The organism is Roseibium hamelinense (assembly GCF_007830545.1).
In the GTDB taxonomy this organism is placed as follows: Bacteria; Pseudomonadota; Alphaproteobacteria; order Rhizobiales; family Stappiaceae; genus Roseibium; species Roseibium hamelinense.
Map to the genome: position 1 here is coordinate 954368 of NZ_VLLF01000001.1, position 23214 is coordinate 977581.

The following is a 23214-nucleotide window of genomic DNA, read 5'->3' on the forward strand; positions in this document are numbered from 1 at the left end:
ATTTCATAGGTGTCGCGGATCTGCGCTCAAGACATGCGGGAGGTTGGTATGAGATGGTTGTTGCAAACTGGGCTAATGGCCGTGTTTCTGCTCAGCTCCATGACCTTATTGGCGCTGGCGGCCGGCAAGCCCTATCCGGCTATCAAGGGCTATGACCCAGTGTTCCTACTTTACCGCGGGGGCGCCCCAGCTCGGGTCGCCAGAGTTCACAGCACAGCACGACGGCAACATCTATCATTTCGCAAATGCGCGCAATCTGGAGATCTTCAACAGCTCCCCAGACAAATACGCGCCCAAATATGACGGCTATTGCGCCTTCGGCGCGTCCCGCGGCTACAAGGCGGAGATCGACCCAAACGCATGGCACATCGTCGGCAACCGGCTGTATTTGAACTACTCGAGGAGCGTTCAAACCCGCTGGAAAAAAGACATTCCGGGCAACATCTCAAAGGCCGACGCGCACTGGAAAAACTTGTCCGCCACCAATTGAGGCAGGGTTTTCACGGGAGCCTTCCAGCTGAGATTCAGACCGGTTCACAGTCAGCGGCAAATTTCGGTAGCCCGAAGACTCTAACCCTCTTACTGGTTCCCTTGGGAGCGGCGCCCCATAATAGTTTGGCACCGTCATATCCTGAGAGTCCTGACAGACAATGCGCCGGATCGTGATCATCTCTGCGGTTTTTTTGCTTTTCAATCTCGGCCTCGGGCTAACTGCATTCGTTTTTGGCAGCCACTCCTCTGCGGCCCACTGGAGCACCGCAAACCGCGACCCGGTCGGCATCGCGCCCGATCCAAGCATCGAAAAACAGGCGATCATCCAGGTCTATGCGGCGCGCGCCTTCAGCTGGCGCGGCTATTTCGGCGTTCACAGCTGGATCTCGATCAAGGAGGCTGATGCGCCTCATTTCACGACTTACGAGGTGACCGGCTGGCGGGTACGCTACGGAGGAAATGCCGTTTCCGCGTCCCGCCGGGCACCGGACAGCCGCTGGTTCGGATCCGATCCGCAATTGCTCGCCGATTTTCGCGGTGACAGCGCACACGCCGCAATCCCGCGGCTTTTGAACGCCATTCAAGAGTATCAGTACAACAACAAATACACGGTTTGGCCCGGCCCGAACTCCAACACGTTCATTGCACATCTGGGCCGGATTGTTCCCGAACTGAAGCTCGACCTGCCCCCGACCGCCATCGGCAAGGACTATCTGCAGACCGGTCTGTGGGCAAAGGCCCCAAGCGGAACCGGCTATCAGTTTTCTGTTTCTGGCCTGGCCGGAGTGCTGGTGGCTGTCGAAGAAGGGATCGAGCTGAACCTGCTCGGCCTGACTTACGGGCTCGATATCAAGGATGTTTCGCTCAAGTTGCCCATGATCGGACGGCTGGACCTCCTGCCCAGCCGTGTCCCCGCAACCTGATCGCCTACCAGATCAGCCCAGAACGGGCGATCGCATGCCCGCAAATCCCATGGTCGGAAAAAATCGCTCAAGATAATTGAAACATAAGTGTTCCTCTTTTGGTTGAAGGCGCCCGCTGTTTGGCGCAGTGTGTGCTACCGAACTCAAAGCTCGAAGGACCGATTATGCAAAAAGCCAGCGTGCTAGCGCATTGCATGATGTGTCTTTTGCTCCTCACGAGCTGCGCCAAAGCAGAGGACCGCCGTCTGATCATCACCGCGTTCGAAGCGCCGCCTTATATCTATCTGGATGAGGCGGACACGCCGCAGGGTCTTCTTGTCAAAGTCGTGAGCGCGGCGTCCACCGCCTCTGGTGTCCCCGTCGAATTCCGCATCACCGTTTGGCCCCGCGCACAATTGGAGACCCAGGTTGGGCGCGCAGACCTTATTTTTCCCGTCGTCTACACGCGGGAGCGCGAGGCGTGGCTCGACTATCCGAGTACGCCAATCACCCGTTTTGAGATGAAGATCTTTGCGCACAAAGACGCCCCCTTCACCTTTACCGGTAATCCGGAGCAGCTTCACGGTTTGACGATCGGGAAAATCGCGAGGGGACGGATGCACCCGAACTTCCGCAAGCTGGAGGACAGCGGCAAGGCCCGGGTCGAGGGCCGTGAAACGGTTTCCGAACTGTTGCGCGGCACGGCACTCAAACGCCTCGATGCGTTTGTGGCACCGCATCTCGTGGCGATCTGGAAAGCGAACCATCTTGGCATCACCGATGTCCGGGAGTTCCCAGACCCGATCGGAGTTTCCGATATCTATCTGACGCTGTCGAAAAACGCGGCAAACAGGGATTTATGGCAAAAACTGCGAGATCACCTGCCATCCCTGCAAAACGCGGAAGAGCAGTTCATTGCAGACATGCGCTGACCGGGATCAATGGGGGGTCAACAGCCTCTGCACCTGCGTTACGCAATCATTGGCCAGCTCTTGCGACATGCCCGCTTTCCCGAGGACCCGCAGACCGAGATAGCTGGCCAAGACACCGCTGGCTGTCGTCTGGACTTGCTTTTCGCTCATGCCCAGGGACGGGTCCGACAGGGCAATGACGAACCCCGAGCGCAAACGGCGCATCATGTCCTGAAGTTTGTGCTCGATTTCCGGATCATGGGCAGCGCGATCGACAACCGCGTTGCACAGGAAACACCCCTGGCGGTCTCCGTCCGCATCCGCGGCGGACACCACCATTTCAAACAGGTCAAGAATACGCAGATCGCCCGTCCCGTTTCCGGGATCCTTCAGAGCATCCACCGCCGGCTGGACGACGGTCTCGGAGTACAGATCGAGCGCCGCCAGATATACCGATTTCTTGTCAGTGAACGCCTTGTAAAACGATCCCTTGGTGATCTTCATGGCGACCAAGAGATCCGCCAGCGAGGCGTCCTCGTAGCCTTGATCCCAAAACAGGCGCATCGCACCGTTGATCGCTTCGTCGATATCAAACTCTCGCGGACGCGCCATGCTTCGCCTTTCAAAACCTATGTCAGACCGGAAAGCAGCCGGGCTCAGCAACCGCCATCATGAAAAATATTGTACCAACAGGTTCCCAACATCCTATTACAAACTGACGTATGGTCAAATATCAATTCGTTCTTTGCTTGATATCGATTTTCCGCACGCATGCCCTGTGTCCGGCTGCTGACTACACCCCCTGGGCGGGGCGTTTTACCGGGGCAAATCAGACCTGTTTCCGCCGGTTACGGCCTGCGCGGCCTCAATCCCCCGGTGTATCGGGTGAAACACGCCCGAAGCTGGTGCGCTCCTGCGCTTTGCCGGCAAGGCATGGCTTTTCAGCGGGAAGGCATCGACTTTCGAAACGTCTGCTTCACCGGGCCATTATAGGGACTGACATACGCCAAGCGGGTTGCCATCCGGGTCGTAAAAGGTGAAGAACCCGAAGGAGCCTTCCCCGCCGACAGACCCCATCGATACATTCTTCTGTTTGAGCGTCTGGCGAACGGCATCAAAATCCTCAACAAGGAAATTGATGTATTTTCCGACCCCGAATTCGTTTTGCGGAAAGACCATTTTTTGAGGGGGCGTTGTCCGCACAAGACACAGAACCGTCGGGGCCTTTGAGCTGAGTTTTACAACCGCTGCGTCAGGCTCGATCGAACGGAGTTCGCAGCCTAAAGTTTCCTGATACCAACGGGCGGACACTTCAGGGTCGGAGACCGGGACAAACACCCCTTCGATCCCGGTAAGCAATTCTTTTGACACGGAAACTCTCACAAACAGACATGAAAGCTCCCCGGATAGCATCGCCACGGCAGGCCGGCAATCACGACCGGTTTTAAACGCCGGGACGGTCCGGCCGCTAGGCGTCTTGAAGTGCGTCGCGGTGCTCTTTCAAAAAGTGCCGCAGAGCCATGAACAGCTCTTTTGCGTGACTCCAGTCGCCTCTTGCAAGAGCCGCGCGGATATCGTCCTCGATCATCACACGGATCTTTTGCGGGCCGTCGCGGCTGTGCATCAGGTAGGCCCCCATGGCGGCAGCAGCGACCTCGGGTAAGTGTTCGTGTTCGGCAAGTGCCAGGATTTCGTCCTCGGTCAGTCCGCTCAGTCCAATAATGTCTTCCAGGGCAATCATGACCAGTCCTCCCAAGCTCTGATCTTGATGACGTTAGGTTATCACAAACGCGGATTACCCGCTTTGATAAGCGTCAATTTTGTTACCCGGCTATCGAATACCAAGGGCCAAGCTATGCGCTCCGGCATGGCTCTTGCTCAGATTCTCTCAAGCACAGCCTCTTTTCGTCAGTTTGGGACAGTATCTGCGTCATGCCCCTGAAACGGCCTCCTTTCCAGCCACATCTCACACGCCGGGCGTTTCTGACCGGCACAGCCTTGTGCCTTTCCGGGACGGGCGCTGGAGCCTTGGTGCAGGTTGCGGAAATGAGAGGTTCGATCGACGCGGCGGATCTCGGCCTGCTGCCCGGAGCGCCCGATGACCAGAGCCAGCTTTTCCAGCGGGCGCTGAACCGTTCGATCGAGCGTGGCCGGGCCTTGTTTCTTCCGGCCGGGGATTACCCTGTTGCCAATCTGCGGCTGCCGTCCGGCACGATGATCGTCGGCGTACCGGGCCGGACGCGCCTCGTCTATCAGGGCGGCGGCGGCGTTCTGGCCAGCGCGGAGGACGTGCGCAACATCACCTTGACCGGCGTCACGTTTGATGGAGCCAACCGGTCGATCGGCGACCACCGTGAAGGCCTGCTGTATTTCGGCAATGTGTCGGGGCTGAGCATCGACGACTGCATCGTGACAGGGTCCAGCCGCTATGGCGTGATCCTCGACCGGTCCTCTGGACGGATCGAAAACTCCATGATTTCCGGCGCCGCCGAAGCGGCCATACGCTCCAATGAGGCGACCGGGCTCCGGATCTCGGGCAATATCATTAGCGATTGCGCAAATGGCGGCATCTGGATTTACCGCTGGACAGAGGGCGAAGATGGCACCCTGGTGACGGGAAACCGGGTGGAGCGGATCGGTGCCAAGAATGGCGGCACCGGCCAATTTGGCAATGGCATCAATGTATTCCGGGCCGGAAACGTCATTGTCTCCGGCAACCGGATCTCCGATTGTGCATTTTCGGCGATCCGCGCAAATGCGGGTTCTAACGTCCAAATCACGGGAAATTCTTGCTCCCGGTCGGGTGAAACCGCGATTTATTCGGAATTCGGTTTTCAGGGAGCCCTGATCTCCAGCAACATCGTCGATGGCGGCACGATCGGTATCTCGATCGCCAACTTCATCGACGATGGGCGGCTTGCCGTGTGTTCCGGCAATCTGATCCGGAACATTGTCGAAGACGGCCCCTACCCGCCTGAGGTTGCCGGTTTCGGCATCGGGATCGCTGCGGAAGCCGACACCACGATCACCGGCAATATTGTCGAAGGCGCTCCGAAATTCGGCCTGCTCCTGGGCTGGGGGCCCTACCTGCGCAATGTGATTGCCTCCAGCAATGTCTTGCGCGACTGCGGGACGGGCATCGCGGTCAGTGTCGTTAAAGGTGCCGGGTCGGCAATCATCAGCGACAACATCATCCAGGCGAGCCGGCTGGGCGCCATTTACGGCTACCGCTGGCTGGACAAGTCGACCGATGAACTGGAGGGCAGCGGCGCGTGGTCTCACCTCACCGTACGCGGAAACCAAATCTCCGCCTGAAAACGGTCCTCATGGCTGTCCCGCCCCGGTTTTTTTCAGGGGCGGTACCAGTACTTGTCCGGAATGCTGGCGGTTTCCTCGGACAGAAGCGGGTTTTCGATGGAAAACTTGCGGCGGTTTTTGAAGCCCGCAAATTCCAGCGCCTGACGGTTTGGCGGATGACTGAAAAACAGGGCATCGTAAGAGCCATCCGCGTGCGCCTTTTCAAGCCCCTCACGAATGGCGGCGTGGAGCGCAGCGTTGCCTTTGCGCACGAAAAACAGCTTCGCCAGCGGGTAGTGGATCACAAGGCTCTTTTCGACCGCAAGATTGGGCACATGGTCTACAGTGTTCGCCTGTTCGAAATAGGCTTCGCTGGCGCCACGGGGAAACCCGTCGACGCGCCCCGCCCCGACCATCTTGAATGCGGTCTCATACGGTGTTTCCTGGACTGAAAAACCGGCTGCGCGAAGAATGTCGACATCGGTCCAACCTTCACCTTGCACCAGCGTGAGGCGCCGCAGGTCTTCGATCGTCCTCACTGCGCTGAACTTGTCCTGCTGCCGGCCATCAATCAACAAAAGGCGCCAGCTTAGCAGCCCCTTATTGATCGGGATGCGGATTGGAAAAAGCCGCTCCTCAAGCTCGGCGTAGCTGCCATACCAGGCGACATCAATCTGCCAACCCTGTTCCAACAAGAGCTTCGAGCGGCTTTCGTTCATAGGGGCCGCTGCTGGCACCAACTGCCAATCGCCCCCGGTTTTCTCCAAAGCGAGCTTCAGAACCTTGAATGAAAAATTGTTTTCAACATCACGTCCGGCTTCCACGGGATAGCGGACCACAGGTGCCGTGGCAGTTTGCGCGAAAGCGGACAGTATACCGAAAACGGCAAACACCGCGCACACAAGTGCCCTGCAAAGAGCGCCCCACCAAAAACAGCGCCCCTGCGGAGATGAAATGCTGACTGAAACCATACGATATTCCCAAGGCAGACCAGCCTCCCCGGTATTAGGGGAACAAGCTTTCCATATCCTTTCGATATAGGCTCGGCTCGGCCCCTTGCGCGTTTTTTTAGCGGAAACGACCGCACCCGGTCAGTTTTTCGGCATAAACCAGTATTTCTCTGGAATGCTTGCGGTCTCATGGGATAGATACGGGTTTGGGATCTCGAATTTGCGGCGGTTGTTCAGGTTTGCGGTTGTGAGCGACACCTTATTGTCAGGGTGGTGTTCAAAAAGCTCCCGGTACGAGCCGTCCGCATATGCCCTTTCAAGCCCGCCGTAGATTGCGTCATGCAGTTCCTGATTGCCGTTGCGAACGAAAAACAGCATTGGATAGCGGTAGTAGACCACGATCCCTTGCTCTATGGCGAGGTTCGGCACCTCGGCCACACGGTTTTCATGTTCCGCGAAAGCCTCGTTCACCCCACGTGGAAATGCGTCCGCACGCCCCGCCCCAACAAGCGTGAACAGATCACTGTATGGCCCGGTATCCACCTTCATTCCGGCAGCCTCCAGAATGGCAATGTCGCCCCACCCATCGCCTTGCACAAGGGTGAGTTGTCTCAAGTCGTCGAGGGTCTGAATCTTATCGAACTCACTCTGCCGGACACCATCGATCAAAAACAGTCGCCAGCCGAGCAAGCCACCGTCGATCGGAATTCGAACCGGCATGAGCTCTTTTTCTAGCGCTGCGTAGGTACCGTACCAGCCGACATCAACACCGGCTCCGCGCCTGATCAACAGTTTCGCCCGGTTTTCATTCATTGCACCCTTTTCGGAGGGGACGAGATTCCAATCACCACCCGACCTTTCCAAAGCGAGCTTCAACACCTGAAACGCGAAATTATCTTCCACATCCCGCCGGCCAGGCTCAACCGGATAACGGACATCTTTGGCAAGGATATCGCTGGTCAGGACAGCCAGAAAGGCCATGCACGCAACCGCGATCTTGAAGCACGTCATGGTCTCTCCTTCTCATCGCGCCATGTCTTGCCGCAAATACCAACATAGTCCTGCAGCCCAGCGCGAATGATAACGGAGATTGCTTATTTAACTGTTTAAAGCCGCCGGCCGCGGATTTCAGAAGCGTTCCGCGGGCTCAGCCCACGCGCGCAGGCCCCTTGCGGTTGCCGCGCCAGTCAGCTGGAACGGCACATCAACCATTCAATTTGCCGGGTTGAACCGAAGCGACAAGCAGGACAGGCCGCCATCCACCTTGCGGGCCTCGTGCGTTGGCACGACGACAGTGCTGTACCCTGCCGCATCCAAAACTGCCTTGGTTTTCGGATAGCCGTCCGGCACAAGCACCACGTCATTTACTCGAATGACGTTGGCGGCGTATTCTTCATCCTCAGGAACCTCCAGCACTGTCAGATCCTCAAAAATTCCGCTGTCGATCATGGCCCGGGTTGCCAGCACCTTGCGCCCGCCGAGAGCTGCGCAGGCCGTCTTGAAGTGCAACACACCTTCGGGTGTCTGGGCGATTTTGGCGGCATAGCCCCAGCCTTCCAAAACCATTTTGAAAGCAGTTGCGCCTTCCCGATCGGTGCGTGCGGACAGACCGATCAGGATCGTATCGTCGAGCATCAGAACATCACCGCCATCAACCGCGCCGATGCCCGGCAATTCGACAACCTTCTTGAAGGCCCGTTCGAGCGCCGGCCGGATTTCAGCGGCTTCTCCTGCTCTGCTTTCCGTACCGGGGCGCAGCAGGATTGCCCCTTCGGGCAAGCAGAACGCAGGGTCTTCAACAAAACAGCTGTCCGGGAATGCCTCCAGCTTGGGAAGCGTCTCGACCTTCACCCCCGCATCCTGAAGCGCCTTGACATAAACCGCATGTTCTGCGCGAAACGCCTCTCCGCTCGGGTCCCCGTGGTCGACGGCACGCAAACCATGCGCCACACTGTCCGCAGGTGTGCGGGTGATGGCGTGGGTGAAACGGTAAGACAGACCTGGGTGATGGGGCATAACGTAGAACTCTTTGAAAGGTAATAGGCTTTGACTGTGAGCGTGAGACAGGCAACGACGCAAGACACAAACGCTTTGAAGTTGTGCATAGACCGGGCTTATGCACCTTTTAAGGCAGCCTTGCCCGATCTGCCGGAGGTCTCGTCCGGGCTGGAAGAGGACATCCAGGCACACAGCGTCTTTGTCGCGGAAACCGGCGGTCGCATTGCCGGCGGCGCTGTTTTGGTGCTGGACGGCGAGACCGCGGTTCTTTTCAATGTGGCTGTGGATCCGGACCATGGCGAAAAGGGCATCGGACGGCGTCTGATCGAGGCGTGCTGCGCACAGGCCGCGCAACGCGGATATTCCGACATAAGCCTGGCAACCCATGCCGCAATGCCGGACAACGTTGCGCTATACCGGCACCTCGGCTGGCTGGAGTATGAGCGCAGCGGCAATAAGGTCCGCATGCACAAGCCACTCGGGGGCGTCAGGAGCGCCTAACCGAGTGCGGTTTTGAGCGCCGTTAGAAAATCAGCCGTTGGCCGGATATCGCCAACAATGGCGCCGCGCCGCGTTTTTACGGGAGGATTGACCTGACGGTCGATAGCCTTTGCCTCATCTTCATTGAGCTCCAGCATGCGCTCAAGGACCGTCGCCATCATGACTTCCGCGCCGCGTGTTCCGCCATCATCGCATTTCAGCGCCACGCCATATCCCAGCTCGGGGATCGCGGCGCAGAACACGCCTTCCGCGCCGGTCTTGACGAACACCCGGCCCCTGAAGGCCTCCATGACCTCGGTGCAAAAGCGGCCCGCGCCAGCCACCATGTATGGTTCGTTGACACAGGCCTCATAAAGCCGCTCGGCTGCGGACGCACGTCCGGGCTCAAGCCCGTCGCCCGTTCCGAACACGGCAAAGGCCTTGGCGAAGCTGCGCAAGGGGCTGGCATAGGTCGGGATGGAGCATCCATCCGTGCCGCAAATGTCGCTGGTTAGGGTGTCGCCGGTCAGTTGCTCCATAACCGCCTTGATTTCCTGCTGAACGGGATGCTCCGGATTGACATAGCCTTTCGTGGCGCCACCCATGATCTTTGCAAGTCCAAGAAAGGCGGCGTGTTTGCCGGAGCAGTTGTTGTGAAGCTGACAGGGCACCTCATCAACCTTGATAAGCTCTGCGGCATCTTCCATGCGTTGCGGCCATTGCGGCCCGCATTCCAGATCCGCCTCCGACAACCCGGCCTTGATCAACATGACCCGCGCGGAATTGGCATGAATGGCCTCGCCATTGTGCGAGGCACAGGCCAGCGCAAGTTCCGCATCATCATAATCCAGCGCTTCGGCGGCGCCCGATTCCACCAGCGGCAGCGCCTGCAGAGCCTTGATGGCGGAGCGCGGAAACACCCTCGCATCGGCATCGCCCAGCGCACACACCGTCTTGCCGGCGCTGTCGACGACGGCAAGGCTGCCGCGATGACGGCTTTCGGTCAGCGAACCGCGTGTGACATTCACCAGGACCGGATTGTCCATGAGAGTTTCCTTTGTATGAGGGCCGCGCCGGCCGGAGAAAAGGGCACCGGCGGATTTCACCGGTCGTGTGCGAAAAGGCAGTGTTCATAGGCTCGGGCATGTCAGCCCGCCCGTTGTTTAAACGGATGCGCTTTGCCGGGGTGTGGACAGATAGGACGCCAAGCGCGCCAAAGCCTCGTCTATGACCTCATCCCGTTTGCAGAAACAGAACCGGATAAAGCCGCCGGGTGCGTCGGCGCCATAAAAGGCAGAAACCGGCACAGCCGCAACACCTGCTTCACTCACCAGCTTCCGGCATACGTCGACATCACTCGTTCCAAGTCCAAGTCCGGAAATGTCGCAGGTCAGGAAATAGGTGGCCGCGCAGGGCAAAACACCAAATCCAAGCGCCTCCAGCCCGCGGGCCATCCGGTCGCGTTTTCCTGCCAGCTCACCGGCCAGGCCGTCATAGTAATCTGCGTTCTTTCCCAGGCCGTAGGCCACGGCTTTTTGAAGGTTCGGCGGTGTCGTGAAGGTGACGAACTGATGCGCCTTTGCGATCGGGTCGATCAAGTGAGCCGGGCCGGTCACATAGCCGACCTTCCAGCCGGTCAGCGAAAATGTCTTTCCCGCCGACCCAATGCGGACAGAGCGCTCGCGCATGCCGTCAAAAGTCATCAGCGGCCGATGTACCGCGCCGTCAAAGACGAGGTGTTCATAAACCTCGTCGCAGATCGCATAGACGTCATGCTGCTTGCACAGATCGGCAATCAGCTGCAATTCATCCTGGGTGAACACCTTGGCGGTCGGGTTCATCGGATTGTTGATCAGGATGGCCTTCGTGTTGTCATTGAATGCCGCTGCCAGCGCATCCGCGTTGAGATCCCACGCAGGCGGCGTGACCCGAACACGAACCGGAATCCCACCAGCCCGTTTCACCAATGGCAGGTAGCAATCGTAGAGAGGCTCGATCAGAATAACCTCGTCCCCGGGCTCAACCAGCGCCATCAGGCAATCATTAAGGGCCTCCGTGGCTCCCGAGGTCACAAGCACTTCAGAGGCCCAGTCGTCGTCCAGTCCATAAAACGCCTTGTTGGCTGCAGCCACCGCCTGGCGCAATTCGGGAAGCCCAAGCATGGGTGGATACTGGTTCGGGCCACTCAGCAAGGTTTCCGAAGCCTTTTCGAGGATGTCGCGCGGGCCATCAACATCGGGAAACCCCTGCCCCAAATTCACCGCATCATGCGCCATGGCCAGCCGCGACATGGTCTCAAACACCGTGGTCTCAATGCCGGTGAAAACGGGGTTGGTCGGCTTCATGGAACCTCCTCACTGATTTTGCGCCTGTTTAATCCTAAATGACGGCTTGGTCGAGGTGTTTGAGCGCCCCCCAACAACCACGGTTTGACTTCTGCTGCATGCAGCGCTCACATGACCCATCCGCGATAGACGCCTGTTGCCTGTCGCTCACGTTCAACCCGTCCGGTTCAGCCATGTCCAGCCTGCTTCGACGTTCAACAATCAAGATGCTAAAGTTTGCGGGCTTCACCTTGCTCGGCGGCACATTCGCGATTGTTGCCGTCCTGGTGATCTATCTGAAAAGCCAGCCGGATCTCGAACTGTGGCACACCGCGCATTTTCAACAGGAGTACCGGCAAGACAGCAATGTAGCCACCTTGAAAGAGTATCAGGCACTGGAGGACAGACTGTTCGAAGAGCTCGACCGGGAAGTCCTGGCACAACTGACCTTTGATGACGCGGACGAACTCAACCGGTTCCAGCCCGGAAGTATTTCCAACCCGGAAACCTGGCCTGAAAACCACAACCGCACGTTCATCTTGGAGCAGGACACGCCAGCCGCCTCGGTGCTCTTGCTGCACGGCATGTCGGATGGACCCTATAGCCTTCGGTCCCTGGGCGAAAAGCTTCATCAATCAGGCGCAACCGTTGCCGGATTGCGGCTTCCCGGACACGGCACGGCACCCGCGGGTCTGCTGGACGTCACCGCCGAGGACATGGTGTCCGCAACAGCGCTCGCTGTGCGGGATCTCCACAACAGGGCGCCGGACAAGCCGCTTTACATCGTTGGCTACTCCAATGGTGCGGCGTTGGCAGTTGTGTATGCACTGCGCCAGCTGGACACTCCCGACCTGCCACGTGCCGACAAAATCGTCATGCTGTCGCCCGCCATCGGCGTGACACCCGCTGCAGCCTATGCGCCCCTGGCGATCCGGCTGGGGCATATTCTGGGGGTGCAGCATCTCGCCTGGAACGCCACCGGGCCGGAATACGATCCATACAAATACACATCCTTTGCCATCAACGCCGGATATGTGACCCGTAAGCTGACCGTGGAAATCCGCGACCGCATGCGCGCCCATTTTGACGCGGGCACGCATGACGGCCTGCCACCGATTCTCGGATTCTCGTCCACGGTCGATGCAACGGTTGTCACGCGGGACATGATCACCAACCTCTATGGCTTGCTGCCGCAAAACGGTTCCGAACTGTTTTTGTTCGGCACCAACCAGCTGATGACCCAACGGCCAATTCTGGCCGATGGGTCCGCCGAGTTCGTCAAGGCCGCACTTGGCGACGAAACCCGCACCTATGCCCTGCATCTACTGACCAACGAAACCGCATCTGTGCCGGACACCGTTGTGGAGAGGACACCTGCCGGAGCGAACACCGCTGATCGTGTTCCAACTGGCGTTAGCTGGCCGCGCGGGGTCTATTCCCTTGCCCATGTGTCCCTGCCGTTCGCCCGGGAGGATCCGCTATACGGGGTTGTTCCCGCGCCCGAGCATTCCCGTTTGCAGCTTGGCAACCTTGCCCTGCGCGGTGAACGGGGCATGTCCGAGGTACCCCCGGCCGACATGTTGCGCATGCGCTGGAACCCGTTTCACGATGTGATGCTGCACAAAACACGGGACTTTCTTCAGCTTGACGCAACGCCAGACGGCTAATACCGGGCCCGATCTGCCCGGTGCGTCCATGGCTTCGCGCAAAACGTGACACTAGTCACATCGCAAAGCTGCCGGCCCGGATAGTGTTTCATCACACCGGCATTGTGGCCGGTTAGGGAAAGGGGAGGCCAGCCATGTACCACAAGACCGCGTTTGCCTTGATGCTGGCCGCGTTTGTCGGTGCGCTGTTGCTGTCGCTCTCCGTCCTGCTCGCAGGCAGTGAAGTCTCTTCGGCCGCCGAAACCCCCGCGACGGGCACAACGGCCGAGACCTCCGGGGCCGAGACCTCCGGGCAAAACGCCGAACCGCCCATCACCAAGGATCAGTCCCGTCTTGCCGTCTTTGAGGACGGCACACAAACACCGGAGTGCCACGACCGGCCGATCCGCAGGTGGGATCAATTTACCGGCGACTACGTGACTGTCGGCACCACCCGCGTCTGCTGGTAACCCCCCCTTTTTACCCTCCGGCCGATATTTCGTGAAAACAGTCACGCAGCTGTTTCCCAATTCTGGCTCTATGGCTACCCTTAAGACAGTTTTTCGAAGACGATTCGGGGGGAGCTGCGATGCTCGGCGTGCTGATCGGAGTTTTGGCCTTGGGCGCCGGCATCGTCCTGATGCTTAAAAAGGCCGGCCCCTCGACACCGCCTTCGGGCAGACTTGCCTTTCTGTTCGGCCGCGGCGGCGGCATTCTTTTGGTCGGCATCGGCCTGTTCATGCTGGCCTCGACCTCTTTCGTGTTCGTTGATGCCGACCGGGTCGGCCATCTGAAACGGATCTACGCATTCAAGGAGCTGCCGCCCGGCCGCATCATCGCGATGGACGGCGAAAAGGGTCCGCAGGCGGAAATCCTCGGTCCCGGATTTCATTTCATACCGCTGGTGCGCGTCCTCTATGATTTCGAAGAATACGAGGTCGTCACCATTCCGGAGGGCTATTACGGCCAGTTGACGACCCTTGATGGCAACGCGATGCCGTCCGGCATGTTCATGGCCCCAGCAATACCCGACGATGAGGTCGGCGACATGCTGAAGGCAGAAGTGTTTCTGACCAATGGCGGTATTCGCGGACCGCAGGAAACCGTGCTCAAGCCCGGCCAATACCGCTTGAACCGCTACCTGTTCGACCTGCGCCTCGATGAACAGACAAACGCCACCGTGATTCCCGCCGGTCATGTTGGCGTGGTCAAGTCCAATGTCACCCAGCCGGGCATCAGCTGCGTCGAAGAGGAGGTCTCCGCTTCCGAGGTCTCGCGGGAAGCACTGACCGTGCCGCTTGTGCCGCGCGGCTGCGTCGGCATCTGGAAAGACCCGCTGTTTCCCGGCGCCTACTATCTGAACCGGCAGGCCTATGAGGTCACCCTGGTCGACACCCGCGTGCAGACCTGGGAGTACAAGGGTGGCTACACCAAGCGGATCATCGATCTGTCAGTCGATCAGCAGGGCAATATTCAGCAGAACGAGCGCTCTGTGAACGAACCCGTGCCGGAGGATGCCGCCGACCGGGCGGTGTTCGTCAAGGTTGAGGGCTGGGACATCCCGCTTGAATTGCGAGCCCTCGTTCAGGTCGATCCGGAAAATGCGCCTGTCGTGGTCGGATCCGTCGGCGGTCTTGTTGAGATCGAAAACCGCATCCTGACACCGGCGATCCGGTCTATCGTCCGGAATGTGGCCGGCGCGTCGATCCGGGTGCCGGACAAGGCCGATGACGGAACGCTGGTCGAACCGGCCAGCTTCACCGTGCGCCCAACCCGCGTCCTGGACCTGATCGAAAACCGCGATGCCCTGGAGCAGACCATCGAGCAGCAGATCAAGGTGGAAGGCAACAAGGCTGGGGTCGACATTCGTGAGATCCGGCTCGGCGAACCGGCCATCCCGCCGGAGCTTCTGGTCTCGCGCCTGCGCGTTCAGCTCGCCGATCAGCTGTCGACCGCTTATGAACGCGAAACCGATGCGCAGCAAAAACGCATAGAAACAGAACAGGCCCGCTCGACCGCCGACGAACAGCCGCGCTTGGTCGAGGCGCAAATCGCCGTTCAGGTCGCCAACCAGCGCGAACAGGAGCGGGCTGCCCTTGGACGGGCGGAGCGTCAGTATCTGGAAGAGCTCGCCCGTGGACAGCGTGCCCAGGTCGACGTTTTGGGCCAGGACCGGGTTGCCTTGCTTCAGGCGCTGGAAAAACTGCTGACCTCGCTGGAGCGCAAACCGGAGCTCGTCGGCCTTGTCGGCAAGCTGGTGCCCAACACCGTGGTTGGTGGCGACGGTGCCGGCCTTGCAGGTGCGGCTGCATTGCTCGGCGCCAGCATCGGCGGCCAGACGGCGCCGCAAAGCATCGGCGCTCAGCCTGGCGGCGCGATCCGGTCAACCGGGCAATAACACCCGGTCACAACTGCCGAACCGTGTACCGCGCGACCGCACCTTCCGGTGCGAAGACGCCTAATTGTCTGATCCGTAATAGGCTTCAGCCGCATCGGCGACGAAACCATTCTCGACCAATTCGGCTATGACCGCATTCACCTCATCGACCCTGTCGGCGAAGTCCGACTTGCGCGAGATGCCGAAATAAAGGTCAACCTGGTTGCCCGGCCGGTAGTCCGCCTTCTCAATCACACCGCCCAGCTCTTCGGACCGGATCTGATAGTCGATCTGGCAGTCTGTCCCGATGATCGCATCAAGGCGCTTGTTCTTGAGCATCTCCAACAGACTGATTTCTTCCGCCATTCCAATCTTGTTGAGCGCCTCATCCTGGTCAAACCGGGGGAAATAAGCCGAATGCAGGACATAGCCGACGCTCATTTGCGCCAGATCCTCATAGACTGTCAGGCTCGAGGCCTTTCCGGCTGACGTGTAGAACACAGTCGAACAGGAATAGTAGGGCGTGTCGGTGTATAGAATGTAGCGGGCCCGGGCCTCGCGGTACGCAAGACCGCTCATCAGGTCGATCGAACCGTTTTCCATGGACTTCAGGCTGCGCCCCCAGGGATAGCGCTGGGTGTCTATTTCAATGTCCAGACGCCGCGCAGCTTCCGCCATCACGTCCAGGTCAAGCCCGCTAAACCCATTTTCAGTGCTCATGCGAAACGGGGGCCAGTCGTCCATGCCCATGATGAGCACTTGCTCGGCCGAAGCGGACGCGATCCAAAAAATCATTCCGACCGCAGCACACAGGCGCGACAGCGGAGCTAGTGTAAAACGTGCACGCATTGTTGTTTCGCCATGTTGTTTACCGGCATTTTGCGCCGGGTGGTCCTTTTTAGATGGGTGCCCCTATTCCAACACGACTGTCCGTCTTGTCCAGACTGTCAAAAACGACAGTTCGTCCGCCCGGATCAGTCTAACGGTTCGCGGCGGCACCATGCCCGGTACGAACCAGCCCGATACCAACCGGCCTGCTGCTCACCGGCCCGCAGGACATGCCGGTTAAGGCGAGACACGCAAGACCCGCCTGGGAAAGGCAGACTTGGCATTACGCATGCGGCAGTCAAGGTTCGCGGGCCGGCATAATGCGCGACCAGCGTCAATCCGACCCATAAGCCCGCTCAATACTGCGCCCCCCCGCATGTGCGTCCGCAGCGCCCGCGGCCGGTGCATTTTTGACCAAATGTTTCAAAATCTGCTTCCGGGCTGAAAAATTTAGGCTTTCTGCCCGTATTCGCCTGTTCGGCGCCGGAAAAACATCAGGCCAGTTTTGACCAACTGATGAGTCCAGTTTTGACCGGCATAAGTGACGCTTGACGCCGTGCAGCCAAAAAAATCACGAACAGAACCAATGGCTTGTATGTGAATTATTATGAAAATTGGCAAGTACAAATCCCGGCAGGCCCGCTTTCGCATCCTTAAAAATGAGGGTTCTTTTCAAAAATATCCAACTTACAATTGTTTTTAGTCAATAATTACACGCAAGACGCGGGCAGGGAAACAAATGGACTTTCAGGACGAGCTTGGGGCCATTCCCACACAACAATACACGAATTCCGGTCAGCCCAACCAGGTGCTCGACGGTTCGGGCCTCAACTATCAAACCCAGCACACATATTTTTATGTCCCAAAAAGTGCGAACGCGACTGACAACGCAACCGACGATCAACAACTGGGGACGTTTCTGCGGCTGGGAGAGTATTCGGATGTCGAAGAACAAACAAAATTCAGTATGGCGTATACGGACATTTATCCTCAACACCATATCGATGAGGCAAAGGCTGCTGGTACAGATCCCTATGCGACCGCCGCGGGAGAACCGGCAGATTCGCACGGAATTCTGCTCGCCTGCGATGGTCGGATCCTGGTCAAGGCCGGGGAGAAATTGTTCACCCAGGTGAAGGGGGACTATGACCTTGACGTTGAGGACAACATCACCATCAGAGCTGAAAATGGTGGCATGAACTTGGTCACTGGAGATCGGCTGGACCGAGCGAAGCTAGAGAGCGAGCTGAAAGATTCGCTTGGAAAAGATTTCAAGCTCGGCGCAAAGGATATTGTGATTTCAGCGGATGATGGGAACGCTTCTTATGTTGAACGATCGCGGAGCCATGACGTCGTCATCAAAGGCAAGTCTGAAACCCGAGTGACTGGCGACACAATAACCACGTACAAAGCGAACACTGAATCCAGAACCTATGGAGATTCGCTGACGCGCGTGGATGGCATTTCGACAGGTATCGTTTGGGGGCACAAGCGCCTCTACACAATGGGAGGTAAGCTCGAGTTAAACCTTGCCGCGTCTTTAGCAATAAGCCTGTCGGCAGACTTTGCCATCAAGACCTTCTCACTTCAGTCAGATATCATGTCGATAGGTTACAAGTTGTCCGGAATTAGCATCACGAAATTCGATTTTGAAAAAAAGGATTTATCAGCTGAAGTTTCAGGTGTTGAGGTTTCGAGTACAGCGTCAAGCTCAAGCCTATCTTTTGTAGAAGTCTGGAGTAGTTCCGTAACCTCTGCCTCATCTGTTATTTCACAAGAGACTGATTCGCTGTGCGTTAGCAGTTCATCTGTTTCATCAAGTGCCTATTCTGTATCAGCCTTGAGCGGCAGCTTGACCCTCGTAGTATAGAGAGGCACGAGAACAAAATACTTAGCAATCCACCAACACAAAAACTCATGATTGCACAAAAAAGCGACACACCGTAACATCATAACAAAACAACCTTCCGGTGCCCGCCGGGGGCATAAACAAACCTCCCAAAGACCATCACTGGCCGTGTCCTTGTTCCATTTCCTGACCACCGCGTGCCGGGCCCCGTTCTCAAGGCCCGGCACCTGCCGACCGCCGGCGCCCTGGCGCCATGTCCCGAGCCCCTTGTCGGAGGGCCCGGGGCGCCGGCGGGCCGAACGACCGTCTGCCGCCGTGCCTTGACGCCTTGTGTGCGCCGGGGCGCTTCCGCCCCCGCGCATCAAAGAGCCGCCGCCAATGAACATTACCGTCCATGAAGTCAGCCTGAAGCTTGCAAGCCTGCGCACCGATCTCGATACCAGAAACGCCCGCATGAGCGAGGCCCGGCGCATCATGGAAGAGCTGAAGCGCCGCATCGCCCGGCTGGAACAGGCCGTTGCCGCAGACACGGACGGCACCATGGGACACACCTGTGCCGGAGACGCGTCCCCCGGCCACACCCCTGCCCCCAACCGGGACAGCAGGGCACTCTTGAACCCGGCACGCTCTGAGGCTGCCCCTGCCGGTCAACACTCTCAGGCGGCGCAAACCCCGCCCGCCGTTTCGTCCCGCCTGGCGGGGGCCCATCCGGGGCGCAAGATGTTCGCCGGAAAACCTTGCCGAATGCGCACCGCGATCCCGTCGCAGATGCTGGCCGCTCATGCGGCAGGAGACATGCTGTCCCCGGGCACACGGCCGGTTGGCACCCGCGCGGCGGGCCAGACGGCCACCGGAACCCATGTCAGCCGCGGTTACCCGATTGACACTTGCCGGGAACGGCAGGAGCCATAACGGCTCCCAAACGCACATTGGGCCTGTGCAATCACCGCCTTGTCCGCGGCGCGGGCAGCCGTTCAACGGTTGCCCGCCGTCTTTCGAACAGGTGGCCGGCCCCTGCCCGTCGTGTTGCGGGGCCTGTTTTCCGGTGCGTATCCTGGCGCGTTTTGCCGCGGGTCGCCTGAGGCCCGCATGGCAGCTGCCCACAGGGCAACCTTGCTGCATTGCAAAAAGTCAAGTACAACGCCCCCAATTGATTTGGGCTTTTGCGCCTGCCAGGCAGAACGCGGCGCGGCCCCAACAAAGCCAGATAGATTGGAGTATTTCTTGACCGCGCGTGCCGAGGCCCTTGCGCCTGCTTCTACAAAACTCACACCGAACCGGATCAAGATCGAACTGCTTGCCGGGCTGACCGTTGCCCTTGCGCTCGTGCCCGAAGCGGTCGCCTTTGCGTTTGTGGCCGGCGTCAATCCGCTGGTCGGCCTTTATGCGGCATTTTTCGTTGGCTTGATCACTGCCTGTATCGGCGGCCGTCCCGGCATGATTTCCGGCGCCACCGGCGCGCTGGCTGTCGTCATGGTCTCGCTGGTTGCCCAGCACGGTGTGGAATACCTGTTCGCCACCGTCGTTCTGATGGGCCTGATCCAGATCGCGGTTGGCGCGCTGAAGTGGGGCAAGTTCATCCGCATGGTGCCGCATCCGGTCATGCTGGGCTTTGTCAACGGCCTGGCAATCGTGATCTTTCTGGCCCAGCTCGGCCAGTTCAAGGTGCCGGACGGCGCCGGCGGCCTGACCTGGATGGCCGGCTCCGAGCTTTATTTGATGCTGGGCCTTGTCGCGCTGACCATGGCGGTGATCTGGTTCCTGCCGCGTTTGACAACGGCGTTCCCTGCCCCGTTGGCCGGCATCCTTGTGGTCTCGGCGTTGGCGCTCGGCTTCGGTCTCGACACCCGTTCGGTCGGCGACCTTGCATCCATTTCCGGCGGCCTGCCGCAATTCCACATTCCGATGGTGCCGCTGAATCTGGAGACCCTGCAGATCATCCTGCCCTATGCGGTCATTCTCGCGGCAATCGGCCTGATTGAATCGCTGCTGACGCTGAACCTTGTGGCCGACATGACCAACACCAAGGGCGGCGCCTCCAAAGAGTGCATGGCCCAGGGCACGGCCAACATCGTCACCGGGTTTTTCGGCGGCATGGGCGGCTGCGCCATGATCGGCCAGTCGATGATCAACGTGAAGTCCGGCGCCCGCACCCGCATTTCCGGCATTGCCGCGGCCCTGTTCCTGCTGTCGTTCATCCTGTTCGCTTCGTCCTTGATCGAGCAGATCCCGGTCGCGGCTCTTGTCGGCGTCATGTTCATGGTCGTGATCGGCACCTTCGCCTGGACCAGCCTCAAGATTATGCACAAGATCCCGATGACCGATGCGATCGTGATGATCATCGTGACCGGCGTGACGGTCTATGCCGATCTGGCCGTTGCCGTTGTGGTTGGGGTCATCATCTCTGCGCTGGCCTACGCCTGGAACGCTGCGAGCCGCATCAGCGCCCGCATTGGCACCAGCAAGGAAGGCTGGAAGGTCTACCGGCTGTCCGGCCCGCTGTTCTTCGGCTCCACCACCGGGTTCACGGATCTGTTCGATCCGCAAAACGATCCGGAGGATGTTGTTGTCGACTTCATCGACAGCCGCGTGGTTGACCATTCGGGACTGGAAGTGATCGACGCGCTGGCCTCCAAGTATGAAGCTGCCGGCAAGCGCCTGCACCTGCGCCACCTGTCGCCCGATTGCAAAAAGCTGCTGGCCAAGGCCGGGAACATGGTCGAGGTCTCGGTTCTGGAAGACCCGGACTACGAAATCGCTGTCGACTACGGACACAAGTTCGACGAGGCGCAAAAGGCCGGCTGATCCGGCGCCCGCCCCAACGTTTTTCAAAGCCCGCAAGGCCGTTGACCTTGCGGGCTTTTTTATCTCTAAAAGAAAGGCGTTTCCAAGCGTCAGTCCGGAGGCATCCAAGGCCCGTGTCCCTGCCCAAGAAGTTCTTCATTACACCGACCCTGACCACCGTGCTCGGCCTGTTCGTGCTGGTTACAGCCGGTGCGGTGTTCCTGGTCCAGGCGCTGACTTCGCAGGAAGTGGTCCGGCAACTCGGCGGCGAGCTGGTCGATGTCGGAATGGAAGCTTTGGAAACGGCATTCATCGAACAGCTCTACGCCGTGACAGAAGCGGCGGAATACACAGCGCTTGCGCTGGAAAAAGGCAGCGTCCGCCAAGACGATGCGCAGGCCATGAAGGCCTATCTTTTCGGGGCACTTGCGCCGATGGAGCATGTCTCGTTCGTGTTGGCGGCCAGCCCTTCAGGCCGGTCAATCCTGGTGAACCGCGGAGATGCCGACGGCACGCTGTCGGCACAAACCATTGACATTCCAGCGGATGATGCGCTCGTCAAACCCTTGTTCGACAGAGCCGGGACGGAAACCGCTCCCTTCTGGAGCGATCCGCTTTATATACCGGACCGTGAGCACACCTACATGGTCTACGTGAAGCCCCGGCATGAAAACGGGGCGTATGCGGGCAGCGTGATGGTCGGCATGTCTCTCTACCGCATGTCGGAGGTGACGTGGAACGTTTCGGATGATGAGCTCACTGTTTTTCTCATGCGCGAAAACAGCACGGACATCGTCGCGCATCCCGATCTGGAAGAGAAGTTTGACGATCTCGGCACGCATCAGACCCTGATTGGTGTCGAGCAAGTGCCGGATCCTTTTCTGGCCGGATTTCACGATCTCCAGCAGATCGACAACGGCTTGTATGACATCTCAGACCGGGACAGGCTTTTTGCCGGCTATGATGATTTCGGCGATAAGCGGTTCTTGATCATTGAAGACTACAACGAAAATTTCTTTGGCCTTCCGGTCCGCATTGGTGTTCATTTTCCAGCAGACTATCTCGATCACCCGATCCAGGCATTGATTGGCGCCGCGATCATTGGGGCCGGTCTGCTTCTGGCGTCTTTGGCCGGAGCCGGCATTCTGGCCCAGCGGATTGCCCGCCCCATACAGCGCGCCTCAGCCGCGTCCACACATGTCGCCAACCTGAGCTTGGGCAATGTCGCCCCCCTGCCACCCAGCTCGATCCGCGAGCTTGACGACCTGGCCAGCGGGTTCAACGCCATGGTCGGCGGCCTGAAGGCGTTCAACCGCTATTTGCCAAAAACACTGGTGATGAAGCTTCTGTCGGAAGGACGCTCGGATGCACCTCCGGAAGAACGGATTGTTGCTGTCCTGTTTACCGATATTGCCGGTTTCACCTCGACGAGCGAAGGCATGACCGCCGGTGAAACTGCGTCTTTCGTCAACCACCACCTGTCGTTGCTCGGCGCCGAAATCCGAAAGCAAAACGGTACGATCGACAAATATATCGGTGACAGCGTGATGGCGTTTTGGGGTGCGCCGGAAACACTTGACAATCCCGCGGAACCGGCCGCGCGCGCAGCCCTTGGCATGGCGGCGGCGATCCATCAAGACAACGAAAAGCGCCGGGCGGCGGGGCAAGATCCGGTCCGTGTGCGGATCGGCCTCCATATTGGTCCGCTTGTTGTCGGTGACATCGGCGCCCCGGAGCGGGTCAACTACACCGTGATCGGCGATACTGTGAATGTCGCCTCCCGGCTGGAGAGCCTCGGCAAGGAAATCGACGATACGGCGGAGACGATCATCATCGTGTCGTCGGACATCGCCGACAAGCTGCCGGACGACGTGGCCCGGGTTTCAATTGGTCCGCGCAAGGTCAAAGGGAAGGATGTCCCGGTCGAAGCGTTCCGGCTTTCAAGCGGCCATGAGGCGCGGGACGAGGCCGCCAAAGCTGGAAAACATCCCTGACAGCAATACCTTTATTCTGCATTGACCAAAGGGTCCTCACCTAAGCTGCGCGTTTGAAAGTTGAACCATGCTGGCGAAAACCATTGAAATTTTCTTGTTTTCCGCCATTTGGGGCAGCACAGGATTGGTTGCCGGCGCTATGTTTGCGTTCGCGGCCGGGGGAAACTTGTGGCCTCTAACCGGCATTCTGGTTGGCGCCATTTGTTTCATCGTCGCGTTTGCCGCCCTTGGTTCCTACTGGCTGATGAAGTGGTTTCGTCTGCTGTGACAGTTCCAGTCCGCATGGGTCGGACCTGACGCAAGCCTTCCTCTGAGGCAGGGGCGCTTGGCGGATTGCCATCTGATTGCGACAGTTTGGCATTCCCCCGGTCCGGCCGCCTCC

Annotated in this window: 22 protein-coding genes; 13 read left to right on the forward strand and 9 right to left on the reverse strand. The window is 58.9% G+C overall.

Features of this window, described 5'->3' with window-relative positions; all coding sequences use genetic code 11:
* The first annotated feature begins 151 nt into the window (after positions 1 to 151).
* The 3 genes from JM93_RS04460 (at position 152) to JM93_RS04470 (ending at position 2326) form a co-directional block, all read left to right on the forward strand.
* Entirely contained in the window at positions 152 to 490 is a 339-nt protein-coding gene (locus JM93_RS04460; protein ID WP_145340820.1) for a YHS domain-containing (seleno)protein, read from the forward strand.
* A 160-nt stretch (positions 491 to 650) separates the two neighbouring features.
* Positions 651 to 1415 (forward strand): DUF3750 domain-containing protein, encoded by a 765-nt coding sequence (locus tag JM93_RS04465; RefSeq protein WP_145340821.1) that lies wholly within the window; start codon positions 651 to 653, stop codon positions 1413 to 1415.
* A 164-nt stretch (positions 1416 to 1579) separates the two neighbouring features.
* Entirely contained in the window at positions 1580 to 2326 is a 747-nt protein-coding gene (locus tag JM93_RS04470; RefSeq protein WP_145340822.1) for a substrate-binding periplasmic protein, read from the forward strand.
* Between the two features lie 6 nt (positions 2327 to 2332).
* Here the strand turns inward: JM93_RS04470 and JM93_RS04475 are convergent, their stop codons facing one another.
* The 3 genes from JM93_RS04475 to JM93_RS04485 form a co-directional block, all read right to left on the reverse strand.
* Complete coding sequence (locus tag JM93_RS04475) at positions 2333 to 2917, reverse strand: TetR/AcrR family transcriptional regulator (RefSeq protein WP_145340823.1); 585 nt, start codon at positions 2915 to 2917, stop codon at positions 2333 to 2335.
* 375 nt (positions 2918 to 3292) lie between these two features.
* Complete coding sequence (locus JM93_RS04480; RefSeq protein ID WP_208994925.1) at positions 3293 to 3676, reverse strand: VOC family protein; 384 nt, start codon at positions 3674 to 3676, stop codon at positions 3293 to 3295.
* A gap of 97 nt (positions 3677 to 3773) precedes the next feature.
* Positions 3774 to 4046: a hypothetical protein gene (locus tag JM93_RS04485; RefSeq protein ID WP_145340824.1), complete on the reverse strand. Its 273-nt coding sequence runs from the start codon at positions 4044 to 4046 to the stop codon at positions 3774 to 3776.
* Positions 4047 to 4237: 191 nt separating this feature from the next.
* Here JM93_RS04485 and JM93_RS04490 point away from each other — a divergent pair, with 191 nt between their 5' ends.
* Positions 4238 to 5620 carry a TIGR03808 family TAT-translocated repetitive protein gene (locus JM93_RS04490; RefSeq protein WP_145340825.1) on the forward strand — a complete coding sequence of 461 codons (1383 nt, stop codon included), beginning with the start codon at positions 4238 to 4240 and terminating at the stop codon, positions 5618 to 5620.
* A gap of 35 nt (positions 5621 to 5655) precedes the next feature.
* On the opposite strand, the gene JM93_RS04495 is transcribed toward JM93_RS04490, so the two are convergent.
* The 3 genes from JM93_RS04495 to JM93_RS04505 all read right to left on the reverse strand — a co-directional run bounded on the left by JM93_RS04495 (position 5656) and on the right by JM93_RS04505 (position 8568).
* Positions 5656 to 6573, reverse strand: coding sequence for a substrate-binding periplasmic protein (locus tag JM93_RS04495; RefSeq protein ID WP_145340826.1), 918 nt, complete (start codon positions 6571 to 6573; stop codon positions 5656 to 5658).
* Between the two features lie 120 nt (positions 6574 to 6693).
* Positions 6694 to 7563: a type 2 periplasmic-binding domain-containing protein gene (locus tag JM93_RS04500; RefSeq protein WP_145340827.1), complete on the reverse strand. Its 870-nt coding sequence runs from the start codon at positions 7561 to 7563 to the stop codon at positions 6694 to 6696.
* A 201-nt stretch (positions 7564 to 7764) separates the two neighbouring features.
* Positions 7765 to 8568 (reverse strand): dimethylarginine dimethylaminohydrolase family protein, encoded by an 804-nt coding sequence (locus JM93_RS04505; protein ID WP_145340828.1) that lies wholly within the window; start codon positions 8566 to 8568, stop codon positions 7765 to 7767.
* Between the two features lie 36 nt (positions 8569 to 8604).
* On the opposite strand from JM93_RS04505, the gene JM93_RS04510 reads away from it, so the two are divergent.
* Positions 8605 to 9051, forward strand: a complete 447-nt coding sequence (locus JM93_RS04510) for a GNAT family N-acetyltransferase (RefSeq protein WP_208994926.1) — start codon at positions 8605 to 8607, stop codon at positions 9049 to 9051.
* Here the strand turns inward: JM93_RS04510 and JM93_RS04515 are convergent.
* Entirely contained in the window at positions 9048 to 10076 is a 1029-nt protein-coding gene (locus JM93_RS04515) for an asparaginase (protein WP_145340830.1), read from the reverse strand. The genes JM93_RS04510 and JM93_RS04515 overlap by 4 nt on opposite strands.
* 117 nt (positions 10077 to 10193) lie before the next feature.
* Entirely contained in the window at positions 10194 to 11375 is a 1182-nt protein-coding gene (locus JM93_RS04520; protein ID WP_145340831.1) for an aminotransferase, read from the reverse strand.
* A gap of 98 nt (positions 11376 to 11473) precedes the next feature.
* Here JM93_RS04520 and JM93_RS04525 point away from each other — a divergent pair, with 98 nt between their 5' ends.
* The 3 genes from JM93_RS04525 (at position 11474) to JM93_RS04535 (ending at position 15398) form a co-directional block, all read left to right on the forward strand.
* Positions 11474 to 13021, forward strand: a complete 1548-nt coding sequence (locus tag JM93_RS04525) for an alpha/beta hydrolase (RefSeq protein ID WP_170230516.1) — start codon at positions 11474 to 11476, stop codon at positions 13019 to 13021.
* Between the two features lie 134 nt (positions 13022 to 13155).
* Entirely contained in the window at positions 13156 to 13470 is a 315-nt protein-coding gene (locus tag JM93_RS04530) for a hypothetical protein (RefSeq protein WP_145340833.1), read from the forward strand.
* A gap of 119 nt (positions 13471 to 13589) precedes the next feature.
* On the forward strand, positions 13590 to 15398 hold the full coding sequence (locus tag JM93_RS04535) for an SPFH domain-containing protein (RefSeq protein ID WP_145340834.1): 1809 nt from the start codon (positions 13590 to 13592) through the stop codon (positions 15396 to 15398).
* 60 nt (positions 15399 to 15458) lie between these two features.
* Here the strand turns inward: JM93_RS04535 and JM93_RS04540 are convergent, their stop codons facing one another.
* Positions 15459 to 16226 (reverse strand): substrate-binding periplasmic protein, encoded by a 768-nt coding sequence (locus JM93_RS04540; RefSeq protein WP_208994927.1) that lies wholly within the window; start codon positions 16224 to 16226, stop codon positions 15459 to 15461.
* A gap of 718 nt (positions 16227 to 16944) precedes the next feature.
* On the opposite strand from JM93_RS04540, the gene JM93_RS04545 reads away from it, so the two are divergent.
* The 5 genes from JM93_RS04545 (at position 16945) to JM93_RS04565 (ending at position 23100) form a co-directional block, all read left to right on the forward strand.
* Positions 16945 to 18075 (forward strand): hypothetical protein, encoded by a 1131-nt coding sequence (locus tag JM93_RS04545; protein WP_145340835.1) that lies wholly within the window; start codon positions 16945 to 16947, stop codon positions 18073 to 18075.
* A gap of 357 nt (positions 18076 to 18432) precedes the next feature.
* The gene (locus JM93_RS04550) at positions 18433 to 18966 is read left to right on the forward strand and encodes a hypothetical protein (protein WP_145340836.1); all 534 of its coding nucleotides are present in this window, start codon (positions 18433 to 18435) and stop codon (positions 18964 to 18966) included.
* 312 nt (positions 18967 to 19278) lie between these two features.
* Entirely contained in the window at positions 19279 to 20859 is a 1581-nt protein-coding gene (locus JM93_RS04555; RefSeq protein ID WP_145340837.1) for a SulP family inorganic anion transporter, read from the forward strand.
* Between the two features lie 113 nt (positions 20860 to 20972).
* On the forward strand, positions 20973 to 22832 hold the full coding sequence (locus JM93_RS04560; RefSeq protein ID WP_145340838.1) for an adenylate/guanylate cyclase domain-containing protein: 1860 nt from the start codon (positions 20973 to 20975) through the stop codon (positions 22830 to 22832).
* Positions 22833 to 22899: 67 nt separating this feature from the next.
* On the forward strand, positions 22900 to 23100 hold the full coding sequence (locus tag JM93_RS04565; protein WP_145340839.1) for a hypothetical protein: 201 nt from the start codon (positions 22900 to 22902) through the stop codon (positions 23098 to 23100).
* The last annotated feature ends 114 nt before the right edge of the window (positions 23101 to 23214 follow it).